General features: G+C 35.8%; 14 protein-coding genes. 2 read left to right on the top strand and 12 right to left on the bottom strand.

The features are described from left to right. On the top strand, positions 1–2,415 hold the full coding sequence (locus V7719_RS00420; RefSeq protein ID WP_335727876.1) for a TonB-dependent receptor plug domain-containing protein: 2,415 nt from the start codon (positions 1–3) through the stop codon (positions 2,413–2,415). Positions 2,416–2,478: 63 nt separating this feature from the next. Here V7719_RS00420 and V7719_RS00425 read toward each other — a convergent pair whose 3' ends face one another. After that, positions 2,479–7,731, bottom strand: a complete 5,253-nt coding sequence (locus tag V7719_RS00425; RefSeq protein WP_335727877.1) for a lamin tail domain-containing protein — start codon at positions 7,729–7,731, stop codon at positions 2,479–2,481. Positions 7,732–7,855: 124 nt separating this feature from the next. Between V7719_RS00425 and V7719_RS00430 the strand changes: the two genes are divergently transcribed. Further along, on the top strand, positions 7,856–8,329 hold the full coding sequence (locus V7719_RS00430; protein WP_335727878.1) for a regulatory protein RecX: 474 nt from the start codon (positions 7,856–7,858) through the stop codon (positions 8,327–8,329). A 54-nt stretch (positions 8,330–8,383) separates the two neighbouring features. Here the strand turns inward: V7719_RS00430 and V7719_RS00435 are convergent, their stop codons facing one another. The 11 genes from V7719_RS00435 to V7719_RS00485 all read right to left on the bottom strand — a co-directional run bounded on the left by V7719_RS00435 (position 8,384) and on the right by V7719_RS00485 (position 17,888). Then, positions 8,384–8,875: a DUF6646 family protein gene (locus tag V7719_RS00435; protein WP_335727879.1), complete on the bottom strand. Its 492-nt coding sequence runs from the start codon at positions 8,873–8,875 to the stop codon at positions 8,384–8,386. A 63-nt stretch (positions 8,876–8,938) separates the two neighbouring features. Next, entirely contained in the window at positions 8,939–9,802 is an 864-nt protein-coding gene (locus tag V7719_RS00440) for a cupin-like domain-containing protein (protein ID WP_335727880.1), read from the bottom strand. A 135-nt stretch (positions 9,803–9,937) separates the two neighbouring features. Then, positions 9,938–11,032: a biotin synthase BioB gene (gene bioB, locus V7719_RS00445; RefSeq protein WP_335727881.1), complete on the bottom strand. Its 1,095-nt coding sequence runs from the start codon at positions 11,030–11,032 to the stop codon at positions 9,938–9,940. A gap of 32 nt (positions 11,033–11,064) precedes the next feature. Next, positions 11,065–12,033 carry an alpha/beta fold hydrolase gene (locus tag V7719_RS00450; protein ID WP_335727882.1) on the bottom strand — a complete coding sequence of 323 codons (969 nt, stop codon included), beginning with the start codon at positions 12,031–12,033 and terminating at the stop codon, positions 11,065–11,067. Positions 12,034–12,109: 76 nt separating this feature from the next. After that, the gene (locus V7719_RS00455) at positions 12,110–13,540 is read right to left on the bottom strand and encodes a flotillin family protein (RefSeq protein ID WP_335727883.1); all 1,431 of its coding nucleotides are present in this window, start codon (positions 13,538–13,540) and stop codon (positions 12,110–12,112) included. Further along, positions 13,515–14,141: a hypothetical protein gene (locus V7719_RS00460; protein ID WP_335727884.1), complete on the bottom strand. Its 627-nt coding sequence runs from the start codon at positions 14,139–14,141 to the stop codon at positions 13,515–13,517. Before V7719_RS00460 ends, V7719_RS00455 begins: the two co-directional genes overlap by 26 nt. 71 nt (positions 14,142–14,212) lie before the next feature. Beyond that, on the bottom strand, positions 14,213–15,355 hold the full coding sequence (locus V7719_RS00465) for a beta-ketoacyl synthase N-terminal-like domain-containing protein (RefSeq protein ID WP_335727885.1): 1,143 nt from the start codon (positions 15,353–15,355) through the stop codon (positions 14,213–14,215). Between the two features lie 24 nt (positions 15,356–15,379). Further along, positions 15,380–16,645, bottom strand: coding sequence for an adenosylmethionine--8-amino-7-oxononanoate transaminase (gene bioA, locus V7719_RS00470; RefSeq protein WP_335728501.1), 1,266 nt, complete (start codon positions 16,643–16,645; stop codon positions 15,380–15,382). A gap of 42 nt (positions 16,646–16,687) precedes the next feature. Further along, positions 16,688–16,861 carry a GIY-YIG nuclease family protein gene (locus V7719_RS00475; RefSeq protein WP_335727886.1) on the bottom strand — a complete coding sequence of 58 codons (174 nt, stop codon included), beginning with the start codon at positions 16,859–16,861 and terminating at the stop codon, positions 16,688–16,690. Positions 16,862–16,898: 37 nt separating this feature from the next. Then, entirely contained in the window at positions 16,899–17,510 is a 612-nt protein-coding gene (bioD, locus tag V7719_RS00480) for a dethiobiotin synthase (protein WP_335727887.1), read from the bottom strand. Beyond that, positions 17,511–17,888 carry a putative signal transducing protein gene (locus tag V7719_RS00485; protein WP_335727888.1) on the bottom strand — a complete coding sequence of 126 codons (378 nt, stop codon included), beginning with the start codon at positions 17,886–17,888 and terminating at the stop codon, positions 17,511–17,513. Positions 17,889–17,893: the final 5 nt, after the last annotated feature.

Raw genomic sequence — 17,893 nt, forward strand, 5'->3', positions numbered from 1 at the left:
ATGATCAAGTTTACGCTTTCAATTTTATGTGTTTTTTCCTTTTTATTCTGTCACTCTCAAACCATAACAGTTTTAGAAGAAGCCACGAAAATACCAATATCTGGTGTTACGATATTCAATTTTAAAAAGGATAAATCTGTAATCACTAATTTAGATGGACAAGCATCTATTGCTAAATTTACTGATGATGAAGTCATCTATTTTCAGAATATATTGTACAAAAAGAGAGCTATAAAAATAGCTAAATTAGGGGTTGACTTTATCGTTTATTTGACGCCAAGGATTGAGGATCTTAATCAGATTATTATTTCGGCATCAAAATTTGAACAAAGCAAAAGGGATATACCACAAACCATCGTTAATATTAATGCTAGCGATATTCAGTTTGAAAACCCGCAAACCAGTGCCGATTTATTAGAAAGCACAGGAAATGTTTATATTCAAAAAAGCCAGCTTGGAGGAGGAAGTCCAATGATTAGAGGGTTTTCTACTAATAGGCTCTTAATTACAGTTGATGGTGTTAGAATGAACAATGCCACTTTTAGAGGAGGGAATCTTCAAAATGTGATTTCTATCGATCCTTTCACCATTCAAAACACCGAAATTACACTAGGAGCAGGCTCAGTGGTTTATGGGAGTGATGCTATTGGTGGTGTCATGAGTTTTTACACAAAAAAACCACAGCTATCCTATAAGGATTCTCTATACTTTAATGCGAATGCAGCTGTGAGATATGCATCGGCTAATAAAGAAAAAACGGGCCATTTAGATTTTAATTTCGGATTAAAAAACTGGGCCTTTTTAAGCAGTTTGAGTTATACGGATTTTGATGATTTGAGAATGGGTAGACATGGTCCAGATGATTACTTAAGATTAGAATATGTTGAAACTATAAATGGAGAAGATGTCATCGTTGAAAATGAGAATCCTCGAATTCAAAACCCTACTGGTTATGATCAAATCAATTTTTTGCAAAAAGTGAGATATGAACCTAAAGAAGATTTGAGTTTTGATTTAGGCTTGTACTATACGACCACATCGGAGTATGCGAGATACGATAGATTGAGAAGATATAGAGGTGAAAATTTGCGTTCAGCCGAATGGAATTATGGTCCGCAACGTTGGTTTATGGGTAATTTTCAAGTCACCAAGTTGAGTAGTAGCTCAAATTTATATGATAAAATTCAAGCTACAGCTGCTTATCAAAATTTTCAAGAAGGTCGATTTGATAGAGACTTTCAATCGAGCATTAGAAGTATTAGAGAGGAATCTGTAGATGCGTATTCATTAAATGTCGATTTTGAAAAAGACCTTGGAGAAAGAAGTAAATTCTTTTATGGGTTAGAATATGTCTATAATAAAATAAATTCCACAGGAGAAGAAACAAATATAGAAACGAACACGACAAGTCCAACCGTCTCAAGATATCCTAATGGTTCTAGTTGGCAATCCATTGCGGCTTATGCTAGTTATAAATACAAACCAAATACGAAGTTTGTGTTTCAATCTGGATTGCGATTTAACCATATTATTAGCAATGCCGATTTTACTGAGAATAATGAGTTTTTAAACCTTCCGTTTGATAGTGCTAAGCTCAACTCAGGAGCCGTTACAGGAACCGCTGGAATAAGTTGGATACCAAATAGCATGATGCAATGGAAATTCAATGCATCTACAGCATTTAGAGCTCCAAATATTGATGATATTGGAAAGGTATTTGATTCTGAACCTGGTTCGGTAGTTGTGCCAAATCCAAACTTGAAACCAGAATATGCCTATGGTGGAGAATTAGGGCTCAAATTAAATTTTGATGATGTTGTTATTATCGACATGGCCACCTATTATACGTTTTTAGACAATGCCCTTATACGAAGAGATTTTACCATAAATGGCGAGTCACAAGTAGTATATGATGGTGAATTAAGTAATGTGCAAGCCATACAAAATGCGTCAAAAGAGTGGATTTATGGATTTGAAGCTGGTGTCCTATTTAATATTTCTGAACACTTTAAATTTACATCTCAGTATAATATCATTGGAGGAACAGAAGATGATGACGGTATCGAAGTTCCTGTAAGACATATTGCCCCAAATTTCGGGAACACACATTTTGTTTGGCAGACTGAAAAGTTTCAGATAGATGCTTTTGCCGAATATAATAACGAGTTATCATTTGAAAAATTAGCCTTATCAGAACAAGTTAAAGATTATATCTATGCCTTAGATGAAAATGGTAACCCATATTCACCGTCATGGTATACCTTTAATTTAAGAGCACAATATAAAATTTCAGAAACAACAACGGTTATTGCATCACTAGAGAATATTACAGATCAACGTTATCAAACGTATTCTTCTGGAATCGCTGCTCCTGGAAGAAATTTAATTTTGACATTACGTTATAGTATCAAATGATAACACAAAAAAAGGCTTCGACATGACATCAAAACCTTTTCATTTAACGTCTATATCTAGCGTTTAATTTCTTTTCACTGCTTTCTTGGTAATAATTTGTCCGTTAGAAAGTGTCACTCTTGCCATATATATGGCTTGACTTAATCGCGATAAGTTATACACCTCAACATTGTTGTTTCCTTTGAGTTTGTAAATCGTTCTTCCTAAAGCGTCAATAATGTCAACATGTTTAATCACATGGCTATTGCCTACTGAAATTTTAACGTCTCCGTCACCTAGTTCAACGATTGACACATCGTTAGGCGACACTTCATTTTCAGTAACTGAAAGCGCTTGCGGTTGGAATACAATTTCAAAACGGTCGTTGAATTCTCCTATTTCCGAAGTGAAATTGTAAGTATTTAAAGAAAGATTATGAACAACATTCAAGAGTCTGTCTTTGAGGTAGATAGTGTTTCCAGATAAAAAATCACCTTCTAATTGATGAATTGAAATTGAATAAATTGTAGGATCTTCAATTATTGTATGGAAACCAAACGGGATCACTTCTTCGAGTGTTAAACTACTTGGTGTTTTACCTTGAATGGCAAATTTCTTATCGCTTGATTCTATGAAGGAATAGATAACTGAATTTGCATTAGCCGATAAATTTTTATGTGCATCATAATACATACCATCATCGTCATTTGTAGCACCGTTTACGTAAGCTACAAGAATTTGATTGAAAACACCATTGTCTGATGTTAAGTCTAGCCATAGTTTGTTGTCTTCAGAAATGTTTGAATTTCTAAAAAACTGATTATTATTTCCTGTAACCCTCATGCTATTGTTAAAGATAACATCTGTAGTTCTTATAGTACCTCCTGCAGATGTTGAAGGAGCATTATGATCCATAGATATAAAGAACCCTTGTCCAGATGGAATGTGTCTTGTTGGCATCACCATATCTCCACCCATTGTTTGCCCTGAGCCATTAATAATTGCGTAATCACTCTGTGAGTAGTTTTGTACTTGGTTACCGTTTGTATCACCATCAGCACCAGTATTATGCGACCAGAAGAAAATGGCGCCATTGGTAGGGCCTACAGTCTGGTCTATACTTCCATTTGCGGCTAAAAACAAGTCTGCGCTTATGGCTGAAGGATAAGGGTTACCTATAAAATTCCAGTTGTTATCTCTATCCTCAGCATCATTTCTATAAATAGGAATATTGTAAGCGCCATTATTGAAAGGGCCTTCAAAAATATAAATATATTGATTAGGGATAAACCCAATACTATTATGTGTTGAAGCATAACCAACTCCAGGTGTCATTACGCCAGAAGCAAATGTCCAATCGTTATTATCATCATCTATGTCGTCTTGTTGTGTTACACCCAAAATATCACAAACGAGTACATCATCATTTCCGCTTTCTGCACAACTATCTAAGAAATTCTGTGCATTAAACCAAAAACGTCTTGTTGCTGAAGCTTCAGAAAGGCCATTATTTATGAGTTCATCAAAAGTTGGAGAACTCCAATACGTGTACTCTTGATATGTTGCTAGAGGAGCAGTTTCTTTTTCTACAGAAATTTTATTTCTTGTAGTTAATACAGCTCCATCTATAATAGATGAATCATCAACTTGAACAAATGAACCATCTGTTTTTACAACAATTTGACCATCTACAGTAAGATTGTTTTGGACTCTAACATAAGTATTATTTTCGATGCTTAAGGTATTCCCTGAATTTACGATAAGTTGGCAGGCCTCAAAACTTGTTTGGGCATTAAGCCCAGTACCACCAATACTGGTATCGTAATCGTCATTTATTATGGCGATTTTGTCAATGGTTGGAGGTGTAGACCAAGCGGAGCTTGACCAAATTGCAGTTTCTATTTTTAATTGAGCAGCATTTGAAGCAATCCCACAAGCACCATCTTCAGTAACTAAGCAATAAAATTGATAGCCGTTATAGTCATAAAATTCTCCAGTCAAAGTTAAGGTATTTGCATTAATGCCAGAAACTGTGACTAGAGGGAATGCACCTCCAGTAACAACTTCCCAATCCAAATCTGTCGCATTACCTTCATTATAATACCATTGATAAGTTAAGGTGTTGCCATTGTTGCCAGCTGTAGCAGTTACTTGAAAGTCCGCAGCATCACTACTACATCCTGAAAAATCTACTGGATCAATTATTAAAGGGATATCAATAACTTGAACATAGTTAAACGTCCCTAAATTACTTGTGAATTCTATATTATTATGCGTCCAATCTGTAGGGTTCTCAGTTGCGTTTGGTCCAAGTGTGTTTGTGTTTCTTGTGGCTGTATAACCAACACCATTATTTGGAACTGTATATACATCGATTAAGGTCGTTGCATTATACAAATGAAAAATATCTTCACCATTAATACCTGCAAAGCCATTCACATTCGTAAAGGCAAAATCAGGAGTAGCGGTATCTGTATCAGTACTTATTTTTCCGTAAATGACTTCACCATCATCTATAAAATCTTGATTAGGAGAAAAATAATAGTCTGTATAAAAGTCATCTATAATATTTTGAGCGTTTCCATAACGTCTCACATAATAACTTGATAAATCAATGGTATTACCAGTGCCATTATAAACTTCAATATAACCTAAACTACCTCCATTTTGATCATAGATTTCTGACATAATTAATTCTGAAAGACCGCAATTTGCATTGTCAGAAGTTAATATAAAGTCTGAAGAGATTGTAAAACAGGCCCCTTCGGTAATAGTAAAAGGCCCAGAATTCGTAATAGCGGGTATTTCTACAACAAGCTGGGTTGCTGTTCCTGAAAGAACCGTTGCTGATAAGCCACCAATAGTTACCGTTGAAGTCGCCGAAAAGCCATTACCTGTAATGGTAACTTCTGTTCCTGCAGGTCCCTCTAAAGGGGCAAAACCAGACACGCTTATCGTTGATGCCGTACAGACTCCCGTACCCTTGATATTGAATTCATAAGGATCTTCAAAAGCGTCAGGATCATCAGAGTCTATGGATACTAGTGCAGTTCGGGCTCCTGTGCCAGATGGATTAAAAGTAATATCAAACGTTTCAAATGAACCAGGGTTTACAGTAGTTGGCATACTAGAAACTGTAAAATCTCCAAAATTTGCTCCTGATAATGTAATGGAGCTAATATTTAAAACAACAGTTCCAGTATTTTGAATTCTATAGGATTTCGTTGGAGGTGTCGCAGTTCCAATTGGAGTGGCTGCAAAAAGCGTGTTGTTAAATCCAACAGGAATGTTAGATCCATCGCCAGCAATATCTGGAAACGTTCCTACATTACCTTCAACGTTAATATCTGGATCCATAGGAACACATATAGGAACTAGATCATTTACATGATGGGTTCCACCATAAGCTACTTCTTGCCAGTTAGTTCCAGTATTTGAATTATTTGCGTTTATATCAATCACATGTAAAGAACTTCCGTTGCCATCTGCACCATTCGCAGTACTATAGGTTACAACATCTACAACAGTTGAACCATTAGAAGCATATAACGTAATAGAGTTACTACCATTTACAAGGTTGTTGGAATTGTTTGTTACAGCTAGAATGCCAAAATCAGGTGTAAATACACAATCATCATTATTATAGGAGCCATCTCCATCACTACCTAATGATACAGTTATACATGTACCATTTGCAATGTTAGTAAGTGCTGGAAAAGTAAAGACAGCAGATGCGCCAATATTAATAATATAACCGCTTATGTTTTGAACAGCCCCTGACTCATTACATATTTCAATCCATTCATCATCAGTACCAATTGAGTTGTACATAATTTCTGTAATCACCACATTTGCAGGTGGAGGATCTGTTACTGTTAATGTTCCATTGTTATTTGTTGCATCCCAAAAATTACCAGTATTATCTAACGCTATTCCACCATATGAATAATCACTACCATTAAGTTGAAATCGACTTGCATAGTAATATGTTCCCGCTGTTCTTCCAGAACCGATTTCTGCTACATATTGGTCGTTATTTCCAATATCTGAATCATATGTGGCAGGAATCCAAGTCCAGTCAGAACCAGAATCAACCCAAGGTTGGTGATTAATGCCGATAGTATTATAACCAATCCATGCTAAAACATTAGCTCCTTGGCCAGCAGCATTTGTTACACCAGGTTCATAAACATGAGCATAAACATTAAAATTATCTCCTGTTGTAATAGCTCCAGTTTTAGGGAAGTCGACATTACAAAAATCTACTTGATCAGGATTTACAGTTAACACACCATTGACATCATTTGTACCATCCCAAAAGCCATCACCTCCTCCTGAATCGAAACCTCCATAGGTGAATCCACAATTATTTAAACGAAAACGACTAGCATAATAATACGTTCCAGAAGTAGAAATTTGTGCTCCTAAATCTAAAGCATATTCATCATTGTTACCAACATCAATGTTATAGTTTGCTACAACCCACGTCCATCCAGAACCACTTGGATCTGTGTCTGATGAGCTATAACCAATCCAAGATTCTATATTAGCGCCTTGACCAGCACTATCTGTAACTCCAGACTCAAACACTTGTGCATAAACATTAAACACACCACCAACAGTTATATTTCCAGTGGCTGGTGATTGTGCATTATTAAAATCAACAGTGTCTGTACAAGACGCTGTACCGTTCAAAACAATATTGTCTAAACCAAATGCTTCATAATTATTTCCTGAATCACAAACGATTCTTAGGTTTAAATTAGTGCCCGAGCCAGCAAAATTTTCTGTAGTAATAGTTTGCAAGGCATAAGTAAGTACAGCTCCATTTATTGTGTTACTTCCGCCTATAGCGTTCCCGGATAAAACTAGAGGGTCATTTGTTCCGTTATTATGACCAAAACTATAAAGGGTTGACCAAGAACCAGTACCATCATATCTATATTCTACGGTAATGCCGTCAACACTATCCCAATCATTTGGTACAGCTCCCCAATCAATACTCAATTCTAAATTTGTATAACCAGATACATTTATTGCATTAAGGGTTAGAATTCCAGGATTACTTGAATTAATGGTATTAGGATTTGAGCCAACGAACATCCAACTTCCTGTAACATTAGTATAAGGACCAACACTGCCTTCATAAATCGCTGCATCAGATGGGATCGCTCTGTAAAAATATTGATCGCTAGGATCTGCTGATGGTAATTGAGAAGGTGTATGTGAATAACCTGATAAATTTGATTCAAAATCGATTGTCGTTGGAATTTGCCCATAACCAGACAAGACAAAGCACAGGAATGCTATTAAGGTGAGGGCGTAATTTTTCTTCATAGGGAATGAATTAACTAAAGCGTTTGCGCTAACTTAAAACGCAAACGTGCTAATATACAAAATTACGCTGTTGTTAGTCGTTGAATGCCACAGTTTTATTAACAAATTGTTATATTTTTGCACAATGCATCCACCAAAAACCTATACTGTCGATGAAGCGCAAAAGCGACTAGAACACTACTGTGCATATCAAGAACGTTGTCATAAAGAAGTGACTCAAAAGTTATATGAGATGCGTATGATTCCTGAAGCGAGAGATCTAATTATTGTGCATTTGCTTCAGCATAATTTTTTAAATGAAGAACGATTTGCAAAAGCCTTTGTTCGGGGAAAGTTCAGAATAAAAAAGTGGGGCAAGCAACGTCTTCAACTAGAATTAAAACGGAAAGATATCAATAAGACCATTATTTCTTTGGCAATGAAAGAAATAGACTTTGATGACTATTACGACACATTTAATGCTTTAGCAGAAAAAAGGGTTGAGTTTATTAGAGAGTCTAATCTTTATAAGAAACGCAAAAAATTAGCAGACTACCTGCTGTACAGAGGCTGGGAGAGTCCGATGGTTTATGAAAAAGTGCGAGAATTAATTCCATAAAAAAACGTCCTATAATTGTATTAAATGACGTTTTTTATAAGTTGATTGATCTTTTTATATGTTAAAAGTCGCTCCAATATTTACAGTAAATTGATTGTGGATATAGTTCCCAATATCTGCCTTGTCCTCATCATATTTGGCTAAAGGGAATGCGGCTTCAGTGAAAATTCCAAAACCATCACTAAAGAAATAACGTGCACCAATATGACCTCCAAAGTTTTTTAAACTTAAACTTAAACCAGGATAAAAATCAAAATTTTCATCGATATTTAAGACGCTACCTAAGTTAGCATTGAATCTAGCTTTTAAATCGAAACGATCGCCAAAATCAGCATCAAATATATCGTCAACTCCTAAAGCATAGGTAGAAGAAATACCAACTGAAAGGTTATCACCTAAGCCATAATCATAACTAGCGTTGATCCCTGTTGCTTCATCCTGAATATTAGCTCCAACCTGGAATTTTTGATCTCCTTTTCCTTTGAACGCTTGAGCGCTAACTAGTGAAACAGAGGTTAATGCAATAATTAAAAGTAAATTTTTCATTTTTTTTGTCTAAAATTTGAGCTGGTAAATATATTATAAGTTTTTAATACTGAAGCTTTATTGCTAAAAAGTATTATTGGTGCGAGAAATAGCTTGCTGATTTTTCCAATCGATCCATTTTTGCCCTTTCATACGACGCATCAAATTATCAAAATGGCGCATGATCAAAACATTGTATACTGCTTTACCTAAGTTTTTTGGATGTTTTGCAATAGCTCTTAAACTCATAGAGAAGCCTGGTGTGAGATACTTCATGTAATGCCAATAGCCTTCAGGCATATATAATATATCTCCATGTTGTAATTCACATTGCCAGCCTTTTGCATTTTTGAGTGCTGGCCATTTATTAAAATCCGGATTTGAAAAATCGATATCCTCTCTTGTGATTAATGAGTGCGGAATTTTATATAAATATTCATTCTGTTTTTGATCAAATAGGATGCATTGCTTTTTGCCTTCAAAATGAAAATGGAAGATATTGGCTAAATCGATATCATAATGCATGAACGTGTGTGAATCTCTTCCGCCGAAAAAAAGCATCGGTAAATTCTTCATAAATTTTAAACCAAAATCAGGATAGGTGTAATCGCTTTGTAACTGTGGGATTTCCTTTAAAATATTCCAAAGAAAAATGCGGTATTTTGTGGGTTTACTTTTGAGCAAATCAACATAATCGCTCATTTTCATTTTGGCGTGAGGCTCATTAAAACCATCCTTGTAATCTACTGGTCTGTCATCATAAAGCGGTACAACTTTATCTCCAGCAATTGATTTCATGTACTCTAAACTCCATTTTTTATGTGCAGGCCAATCATCGGTAAAACGTTCAATAACCACAGGTTTTTGTGGTTTGAAGTAGTTAGCGATAAAATCCTCTTTGGTGATGTTCTTCACACGAGGAATCTCTTGAAGATTCAATGTAGGCATCAAAAAAAATTAGTGTTCAAAGGTAATAAAACGTTGCGAAACCGAATTAATTGTTTATTAAAATTTGGCAATTCAAAGACTAGAGAGACACTTTAAAGCTTCCCTTTTAAGAATTAAAAAACGATAAAACAGGAGTTATTTAAGCACTTTTGATTTTTGCTTAGCCTCTTCATTTCGATCAATTGTATGCTCTGGTCTTGACCATCTTGGCTTTTCACCTAAAGCTTGATATTGAGAGTCTTTAGCTTCTATGGTTTCGGGTTGCATTTTTTTAATGAAGGGCTGTTGGGCATTTAAACCTAAGAGTTTAAACATTTCCATGTCGTCATTAACATCTGGATTTGGTGTTGTGAGTAACTTGTCACCTGCAAAAATAGAGTTGGCGCCAGCAAAGAAACACATCGCTTGACCTTCACGTGTCATTTCGGTACGACCAGCACTTAAACGCACTTGAGTTTCTGGCATTACAATTCTTGTCGTTGCTACCATTCTAACCATATCCCAAATAGAAACGGGTGTTTGGTCTTCTAATGGCGTGCCTTCAACTGCAACTAATGCATTTATTGGAACAGATTCTGGTTGCGGATTTAAAGTCGATAAAGCCACTAGCATTCCTGCTCTGTCTTCGGATTTTTCTCCCATACCAATAATACCACCAGAACACACAGTCACATTGGTTTTGCGAACATTATCTATGGTTTCCAATCGGTCTTCGTAGCCACGAGTAGAAATGACTTTTTTATAGTATTCTTCGGAAGAATCTAAGTTGTGATTATAAGCATATAAACCAGCTTCGGCAAGACGCTGTGCCTGATTTTCTGTAATCATACCAAGCGTACAACAGACTTCCATCTCTAGTTTATTGATCGTACGAACCATTTCTAAAACTTGGTCAAACTCTTCACCATCTTTTACATTACGCCAAGCTGCTCCCATACAAACACGAGAACTTCCTGAAGATTTTGCACGTAAGGCTTGAGCTTTCACATGCTGAACTGTCATGAGGTCATTACCTTCAATATCGGTATGATATCTAGCGGCTTGTGGGCAATAGCCACAATCTTCTGGACATCCACCAGTTTTTATAGACAATAAAGTGGACACTTGAACTGTATTTGGATCATGATGTTTACGATGTATAGTCGCAGCATCGTATAACAACTCCATTAGAGGTTTGTTGTAAATCTCTAGAATTTCTTCTGTGGTCCAGTTATGTCTCGTTTCGCTCATGTGATTTATTGTCTTTCTAGATTCAAAAATACCTATTTTATGTTCATAAAATTATCAAAAAGAGCATAAAATTTTTCAGGTTCTTCGAGGTATGGGTTATGGCCACTTTGTTCAAACATTTCAAATCGCGCTTTTGGCATAAAGATTTTGTATTGCACCGCAAATTCTGGTGTTGAGACGCCATCATATCGACCTGCAACGACTAATGTTTTTGCGTTGACATCTTTTAATTGTTGCCTGTAATCTTGATTAATCATACTTCCAGACACATCAAAATCGCCATCCACTCCAATAATTGTCGTATAGACATCTCCAGCCCAACTTTTGTGTTTTGTTTTTGGAGATTTAGATGTTAACTTGGTATTGTGGTAGTAAATATATTTTGTTGGGAAGTTCCCATAAACAGTTTTGAGAGGCTCTTGACTAGAGAGGTAACCTAACGAACGCAGTGAATCTACGGCTTTCCATTTTTCAGGAAAATGGGTTTTTGCATAGTGGTTATAACTATCACAATTGGCTTGCCACATTGCACCAGAATGAAACCCATTTATGAGTACCATTTTATCAACCTTATCTTTATACTTAATGGCATAGGCTTGTGCGGGAACAGTTCCATACGAGTGTCCAACAAGCGATATTTTATCAAATTTTAAAAGCTTACGTAGCTTTTCAATCATCTCCACGTCATTCTCTACACTATATTCTGAAAGGGCTTTGGCATTATCACTTTTGCCACGACCTAACCAATCAAAAAACACGACGGTATTAGTTTTGTAATAGTGCCCAAAAGCACCTTGCATATAATCATGAGAATTTCCTGGACCTCCAGGTAGAAAAAATATAGGGTCACCTTCGCCTAAAACTTCAACATTGATTTTGTAACCATCGATAGTATAAAATTTAGATTCGAACTTCTCAAAGATATCTGGATCGGTTTGAGCTTGAAGCGATAAAAAAGAAAAACATGTAAAGACAATAAATGCTTTTAGTGTAGATGTCATAATGATGAATTTATCGTAAATATAATTATAAACAGACTAACAAAAAAAATCCGCTGAGTAGCGGATTTTTTAATTATTAACTTTCGTCTTCTTCGGTTGTCTTTGGAAGAACTTTTGCGTCTTCAGGCTCTATTTTGTCTTTGCCTTTGAGGTACTCAGGTAAATCCATACCAGCCATATTAAACATTTCTTGTAATGGTGGAACAGATTTATACATTCCTGAAAGGAAATTAGCAGTTGACGATTTACCGTCTGCACTATTACTACCATTATCCCAAACGGTTACTTTGTCTATCTTGATATTCTTGATCGCATCGGCTTGTATTTTCACCAATTCAGGTAGTTTGTCTGCAATTAATAATAACACCGCATCTCTACTATTATTACCCGCAGCTTTTACGATTTTTTCCATACCAGCAGCTTGTTTGGTCAAAATTTCAAATTGACCTTGAGCTTCGGCTTGTGCTTTAAATAAGATTGCATCGGCTTCACCTTTTGCGCGTCTTCTAATGCGTTCTGCTTCTGCTTCTGCATCGATTTCAACTTTACGTTTATCAATTTCAGCAGGAACAATAATATCTGCCATTTGAGATGAACGTTCACGCTCTGCTCTTGCAACTTCCGCATTTTGTTCTGCTGCATAAGATTCCTCTAATGCTTTTGCCGTTTGTACTTTTTCTGAAGCAATCGCTACACGTTCAGCTTCTGCTTCACGTTGACGACGTAACGAATCTGAATTTGCTACTGCAATTTTTGCTGTATTCTCACCTTCTACTGCTTGCGCGTTTGCGGCAGCAACCTGAGTTCTTTCGTCTTGTACTGCATTGGCTTCACCAATAGAACCATCTCTAGTTTTCTCTGCAACCGATTTACGTGCTGCATTAATAGCATGTGCGGCAGCTTCTTTACCTAAAGCTTCAATATAACCGGACTCATCGACGATATCTGTGATGTTTACGTTGATTAACTTGAGACCTACCTTTCTTAATTCGGTTTCAACACTCTGTGAAATGTTGGTTAAGAATTTATCACGATCGTTATTAATTTCTTCAATATCCATTGAAGCGACTACTAAACGTAATTGTCCGAAAATAATTTCTTGAGCTAATTCTTGAATTTCATTTTGACCTAAGCCTAATAAACGTTCGGCAGCATTTTGCATGACACCAGGCTCTGTAGAGATACCAATCGTAAATCGTGATGGTACATTGACACGAATATTTTGTTTAGAAAGGGCATTTACTAGATTAACTTCAATAGAGATTGGTGTTAAGTCTAAGAATTCATAATCCTGGAAAACAGGAACAATAAAGGCTGCTCCACCATGAATACATTTCGCCGATTGACCTCCACCTACTTTTCCGTAGACTACTAAAATACGATCTGAAGGGCAACGCTTATAGCGTTTTATAAGAATGATTAGAAAGACAAAGACAAAAAGTATTGCAACAATTGCTGCAATAGGAAAGCCTAAATCAAAATTACTTTGTGTTACTAGGTAGTTCATATGTTTCTGTTTTAATTGGTTCTATTGGTTTTTTTGTTTGTTCTACGATTAATATACCATTAGTGGTCACATCTACCACTTGAATGATGGTACCTGATTTTAATTCTGAAAGTGAATCTGAAAGTGCTTCAAGTTCTCTTAAAGTTCCTTGAACTCTTACACTTACTTTTCCCATTTTAGTACGATTTGCCCCAATGGTAAGGTATACTTCTCCAATCGCATCAATCGCATTTTTATAGTTTAATGTTCCACTATCTGATAATTTTTGCATCCCATAAAACATGGCAGCCATGATACTCATCATTAGGAGTCCGCAACCTAAAGCAACGATAACACTTACAGGTTTTGAAAAGCCCGAATTGATACATGCGATGCCTATCCATCCAAAAATGGTAAAGAAGCCCACAAGATTTTTGAACGTTATAAATTGGAATCCGATTCCTGCATCGCCATCCATTTCAGAATCTACACCATCAAAGTCATCTCCACCATCCATTCCCATAAAGGTTGTGATGATTACAAAAACGAAAATCAATGAGCCCGTAAGCGCAATAATCCAAAAGAATTGAGAGAATCCATCTAAAGCTGAAAACCATTCCATAGTTGAGAAGTGTTAAAAATTAATACTGAAATATAAGACCATTAAACCTGTCTTACAAGATATAATAAATGTTATTTTGAAAGTAAAATAGATACTGCATTTCCACCAAATCCGACGGCATTTACTAGGACATTTTTGATGTGTTTAGGTGTTTGGGTTTTTAGGTAAGGTATTGAAATAAACTCCTGATGTTGCAACATCATAATGGCCATTTCAATATTTAAAAGTCCGGAAGCACCAAGGCTGTGACCTATCTTCCACTTATTAGTAGTTAATGAAGGAGTTTTGTTACAAAAAATCGTATTAATCGCATTTAATTCGGCTTGATCACCTTTAATTGTTCCCGGTGTATGAGTGACGATAACATCGATGTCTTCTGGGTTTAGATTTCCTAAAGCCATTTTCATAGAACGTTGAAAACAAATGGCGTTAGTTGATAACGAAGCGTTGTGTTCTAAAATTTCAGTAGCATAGCCAATGCCGATAATTTTGGCTAAAGCATTTGAGGTCTCTCCAGATTCTAAACAAGCCATAGCTGCGCCTTCCCCAAGAATCATGGTGTTTTCAGTTTTGCTTTGGTTTAGGGCTTGGTTTGGATAATTGACGTCTTTAGCACTTGCGTAGATCTTCAAGGCTTGCATTTGGGCAATAGTAAATGGTGTTAATGGTGCTTCACTTCCGCCAACTAAAAATTGATTACACATACCAGAGTTAATCCAAGCAATGCCATTAAGCATAGCATGTAAAGCTGTAGAGCAGGTGATAGAGTGTGAGATTTCAGGACCTTTGGTTTGTAAATCGTGAGCTACCCAAGAGGATATGTTTCCTAGTGTTGTTGTTGGAGATGTTAAAGTATCAGCTTTTTTATTCCTAAGAAATTCCTGATGATAGTTTTCAAATAGTTCGGTTGCTCCTCTAGATGAGCCAATGTTGATTCCGAAATTATCAGAAGCATCCCATTTTGCAGTTTTTATGGCTTGTCTTGAAGCATAAATAGCATATAATACAGAATTATCTAAGCCTTTATATTTTGAATTGGATTGCCTTAAACTATCGATCTCTTTTTTTAATTCTGAAGATAGTTCGGCAACTAGAGCACTATGCTTTTCAGTAAAAAAATGATGGTCGTTTTTATAGCTTTTCCATATGTCTTTAGGATTTGAACCTAAAGGTGAAATAGATGAAATGGCAGTTATGGAAATGGGTTGATGCAAGTGTCAAATTTTATAATGGCAAAGCTAAACTATTTCTAAAGCATCCTCAATAACCTGATACACTTTTTGTAATTGGGTATCAGTAATCACATAAGGCGCTAAAATATAAACCGTGTTTCCTAAAGGTCTTAAGCACACACCATTTTTCATAAAGAAATGAAATAGTTTATCACGCAAATTTCCGTAGCGTTCCATTTCAATATTTAAATCTAAAGCGAAAATGATTCCGGTTTGTCGTATCGATAAAACCTTAGGATGGGTTTTGATGCGCGCTCCAAACTTTTGATGAGAATTAATAATACGTTTGATATTGCTTTGAATCTCTTCCGATTTCAATAATTCAATGCCGGCTAAAGCCGCTGTGCAAGCCAATGGGTTTCCAGAATAAGTATGACCATGAAATAAGCCTTTGCTCATCTCGTCACTATAAAAAGCATCGTAAACATCTTGTGAACAGCTTGTAATCGCCATGGGCAATAGACCTGCTGTTAATGCTTTACTCAAACACATGATATCTGGTTTAGTGTCTACATAATCTGAAGCAAAATAGTGTCCTGTTTTACCAAAACCGGTCATGACTTCATCTGCAACCGTTATGATATTATTGGCTTTGCAGAATTTTAGAATCATGTCTAAGCCTTCAGCAGTGTGCATTTTCATTGCTGCCGCTCCCTGTACTAATGGTTCGTAGACAAAACCTGCCACTTTATCTTGTGAGACAATGTCTTTTAGTTGATTTAAAATAGCATCGTTATTTTTGCCATTAGGCGTCGGAATGCGTTTAACATCCATAAAGAAATCCTCAAACGGACCATTGTAAACCGATAATCCAGAAACACTCATAGCTCCAAACGTGTCACCATGAAAACCATCTTCAAAAGCAATTAAAGTATTGCGTTTATCCCCTTTATTAAAATGATACTGCAGCGCCATTTTAATACCTATTTCGACACTAGTTGAGCCATTATCACTAAAGAATATTTTGTTTTGATTTTTGGGAAGGATCTCAATTATTGCTTCGGAAAGTTTAACGGCTGGTTCATGTGTAAATCCGGAAAACACAACCTGATCTAATTGTTGCATTTGCTCATAAACCCGACTAGTTATATCGTCATTGCAATGTCCATACATACAGGTATACCACGAGGCGATGGCGTCTATATATTCGTTACCATCTTCGTCTGTTAGCACACATCCTTTAGCTTTTACAATAGCAATCGTTTCTGGGTGTGTTTTGTGTTGCGTTAATGGATGCCAAAGGTGTTTTTTATCTCTTTCTTTTAGTGTCATTTTTTTCGTCATGCTGAACTTGTTTCAGCATCTCATTATTTATTAGTAGTTCAATGTTTCTAAGTATATTAAATCCTTAACATTATATTTTTTAGTGAATTTTGAAGCTGTTTCATCGTAATGTTCTCCTAACCTATTATGAAGATTAGCTGTAACACCAATATAAAAGGTTGTTCTATATGGGTTTGATAATATGTAAACATAACTTTTTTTCACAACTTTATGTGACCCTGAAACAAGTTCAGGGTGACGACTAGATTAAATGGTTTCTAAAAATACCAGCATATTCTTTGATGACATTGTTATCAAAATAAGGTTCTTCGTCTATACGGCCAATCACATTAATATTAGTCATTTTTTTAATGATGTCTTCAGTGGTTTTATGCTCATTTCCACTGAAAATGACAGAGACAACAAATCCTTTCTCTTTCAGCAAATTAATGGTTAATAGGGAATGATTGATACTGCCTAAGTAATGTCTTGATACCACAATCACTTTATAATTTGGTTGGATGAGGTCTAAAATTGTGTTCTTAGTATTGATAGGAACCAATAAACCTCCAGCGGCTTCAATCACTAAGTGGTTTTGAGTATTTGGTTTTTTTATTTTTTTTATATCTATAATAACTCCATCAATATCTGCAGCTGCATGCGGACTCATTGGAGTGTTCAACGCATAACTATTATCATGGAATTTGGAGTTTGTATTTGAGACTAAACGTTTGACTTTTTTAGTATCACAATGGTCTAAATCTCCAGCTTGAATAGGTTTCCAATAGTCGGCTTCTAAAGCTTCAGTAACGATTGCGGCTGCAACAGTTTTTCCTACATCTGTACCAATTCCTGTGATGAAATATGTGTTCATTTAAAAAATTGTTTTACAATCGTTACAAATGTGTTTTGTCTTTTCAAAAAACGGAAACAGCATATAAAATAGATTCTTGCGTTCTAAAGGCGCAATCAAAATATGATTAGAATTACAAGACGGACACTGTATTGGGTTTCCATTTGTATCAACTTCATAGGGTCTTATTTCGTTATAGATGTTTAATGCCTTTTCAAAATCATCGTTTGCTACTAAAAGTTTTACGCCTCCAATAGCCTGACTTATCAAAGGATCAGAATCAATAGTTTTTTCGTCTAATAACATAACTGAAATGCCTTCTGCTTCGAGTTTAGACTTTGTGATTTGTGCCTCTGTTGAATAAGGAAACGTTGTAAGTATCGTGTAGTTATCTATCATAATAA

This window comes from Psychroserpens sp., from assembly GCF_036960315.1.
In the GTDB taxonomy this organism is placed as follows: domain Bacteria; phylum Bacteroidota; class Bacteroidia; order Flavobacteriales; family Flavobacteriaceae; genus Psychroserpens.

Bases quoted from the DNA above. Each gene is read 5' to 3' on its own strand.
- bioA (WP_335728501.1), bottom strand. From the start codon at position 16,645: ATGACACTAAAAGAAAGAGATAAAAAACACCTTTGGCATCCATTAACG.
- V7719_RS00460 (WP_335727884.1), bottom strand. From the start codon at position 14,141: ATGGAATGGTTTTCAGCTTTAGATGGATTCTCTCAATTCTTTTGGATT.
- bioB (WP_335727881.1), bottom strand. From the start codon at position 11,032: ATGAGCGAAACGAGACATAACTGGACCACAGAAGAAATTCTAGAGATT.
- V7719_RS00485 (WP_335727888.1), bottom strand. From the start codon at position 17,888: ATGATAGATAACTACACGATACTTACAACGTTTCCTTATTCAACAGAG.
- V7719_RS00455 (WP_335727883.1), bottom strand. From the start codon at position 13,540: ATGAACTACCTAGTAACACAAAGTAATTTTGATTTAGGCTTTCCTATT.
- V7719_RS00420 (WP_335727876.1), top strand. From the start codon at position 1: ATGATCAAGTTTACGCTTTCAATTTTATGTGTTTTTTCCTTTTTATTC.
- V7719_RS00425 (WP_335727877.1), bottom strand. From the start codon at position 7,731: ATGAAGAAAAATTACGCCCTCACCTTAATAGCATTCCTGTGCTTTGTC.
- bioD (WP_335727887.1), bottom strand. From the start codon at position 17,510: ATGAACACATATTTCATCACAGGAATTGGTACAGATGTAGGAAAAACT.
- V7719_RS00450 (WP_335727882.1), bottom strand. From the start codon at position 12,033: ATGACATCTACACTAAAAGCATTTATTGTCTTTACATGTTTTTCTTTT.
- V7719_RS00435 (WP_335727879.1), bottom strand. From the start codon at position 8,875: ATGAAAAATTTACTTTTAATTATTGCATTAACCTCTGTTTCACTAGTT.
- V7719_RS00440 (WP_335727880.1), bottom strand. From the start codon at position 9,802: ATGCCTACATTGAATCTTCAAGAGATTCCTCGTGTGAAGAACATCACC.
- V7719_RS00430 (WP_335727878.1), top strand. From the start codon at position 7,856: ATGCATCCACCAAAAACCTATACTGTCGATGAAGCGCAAAAGCGACTA.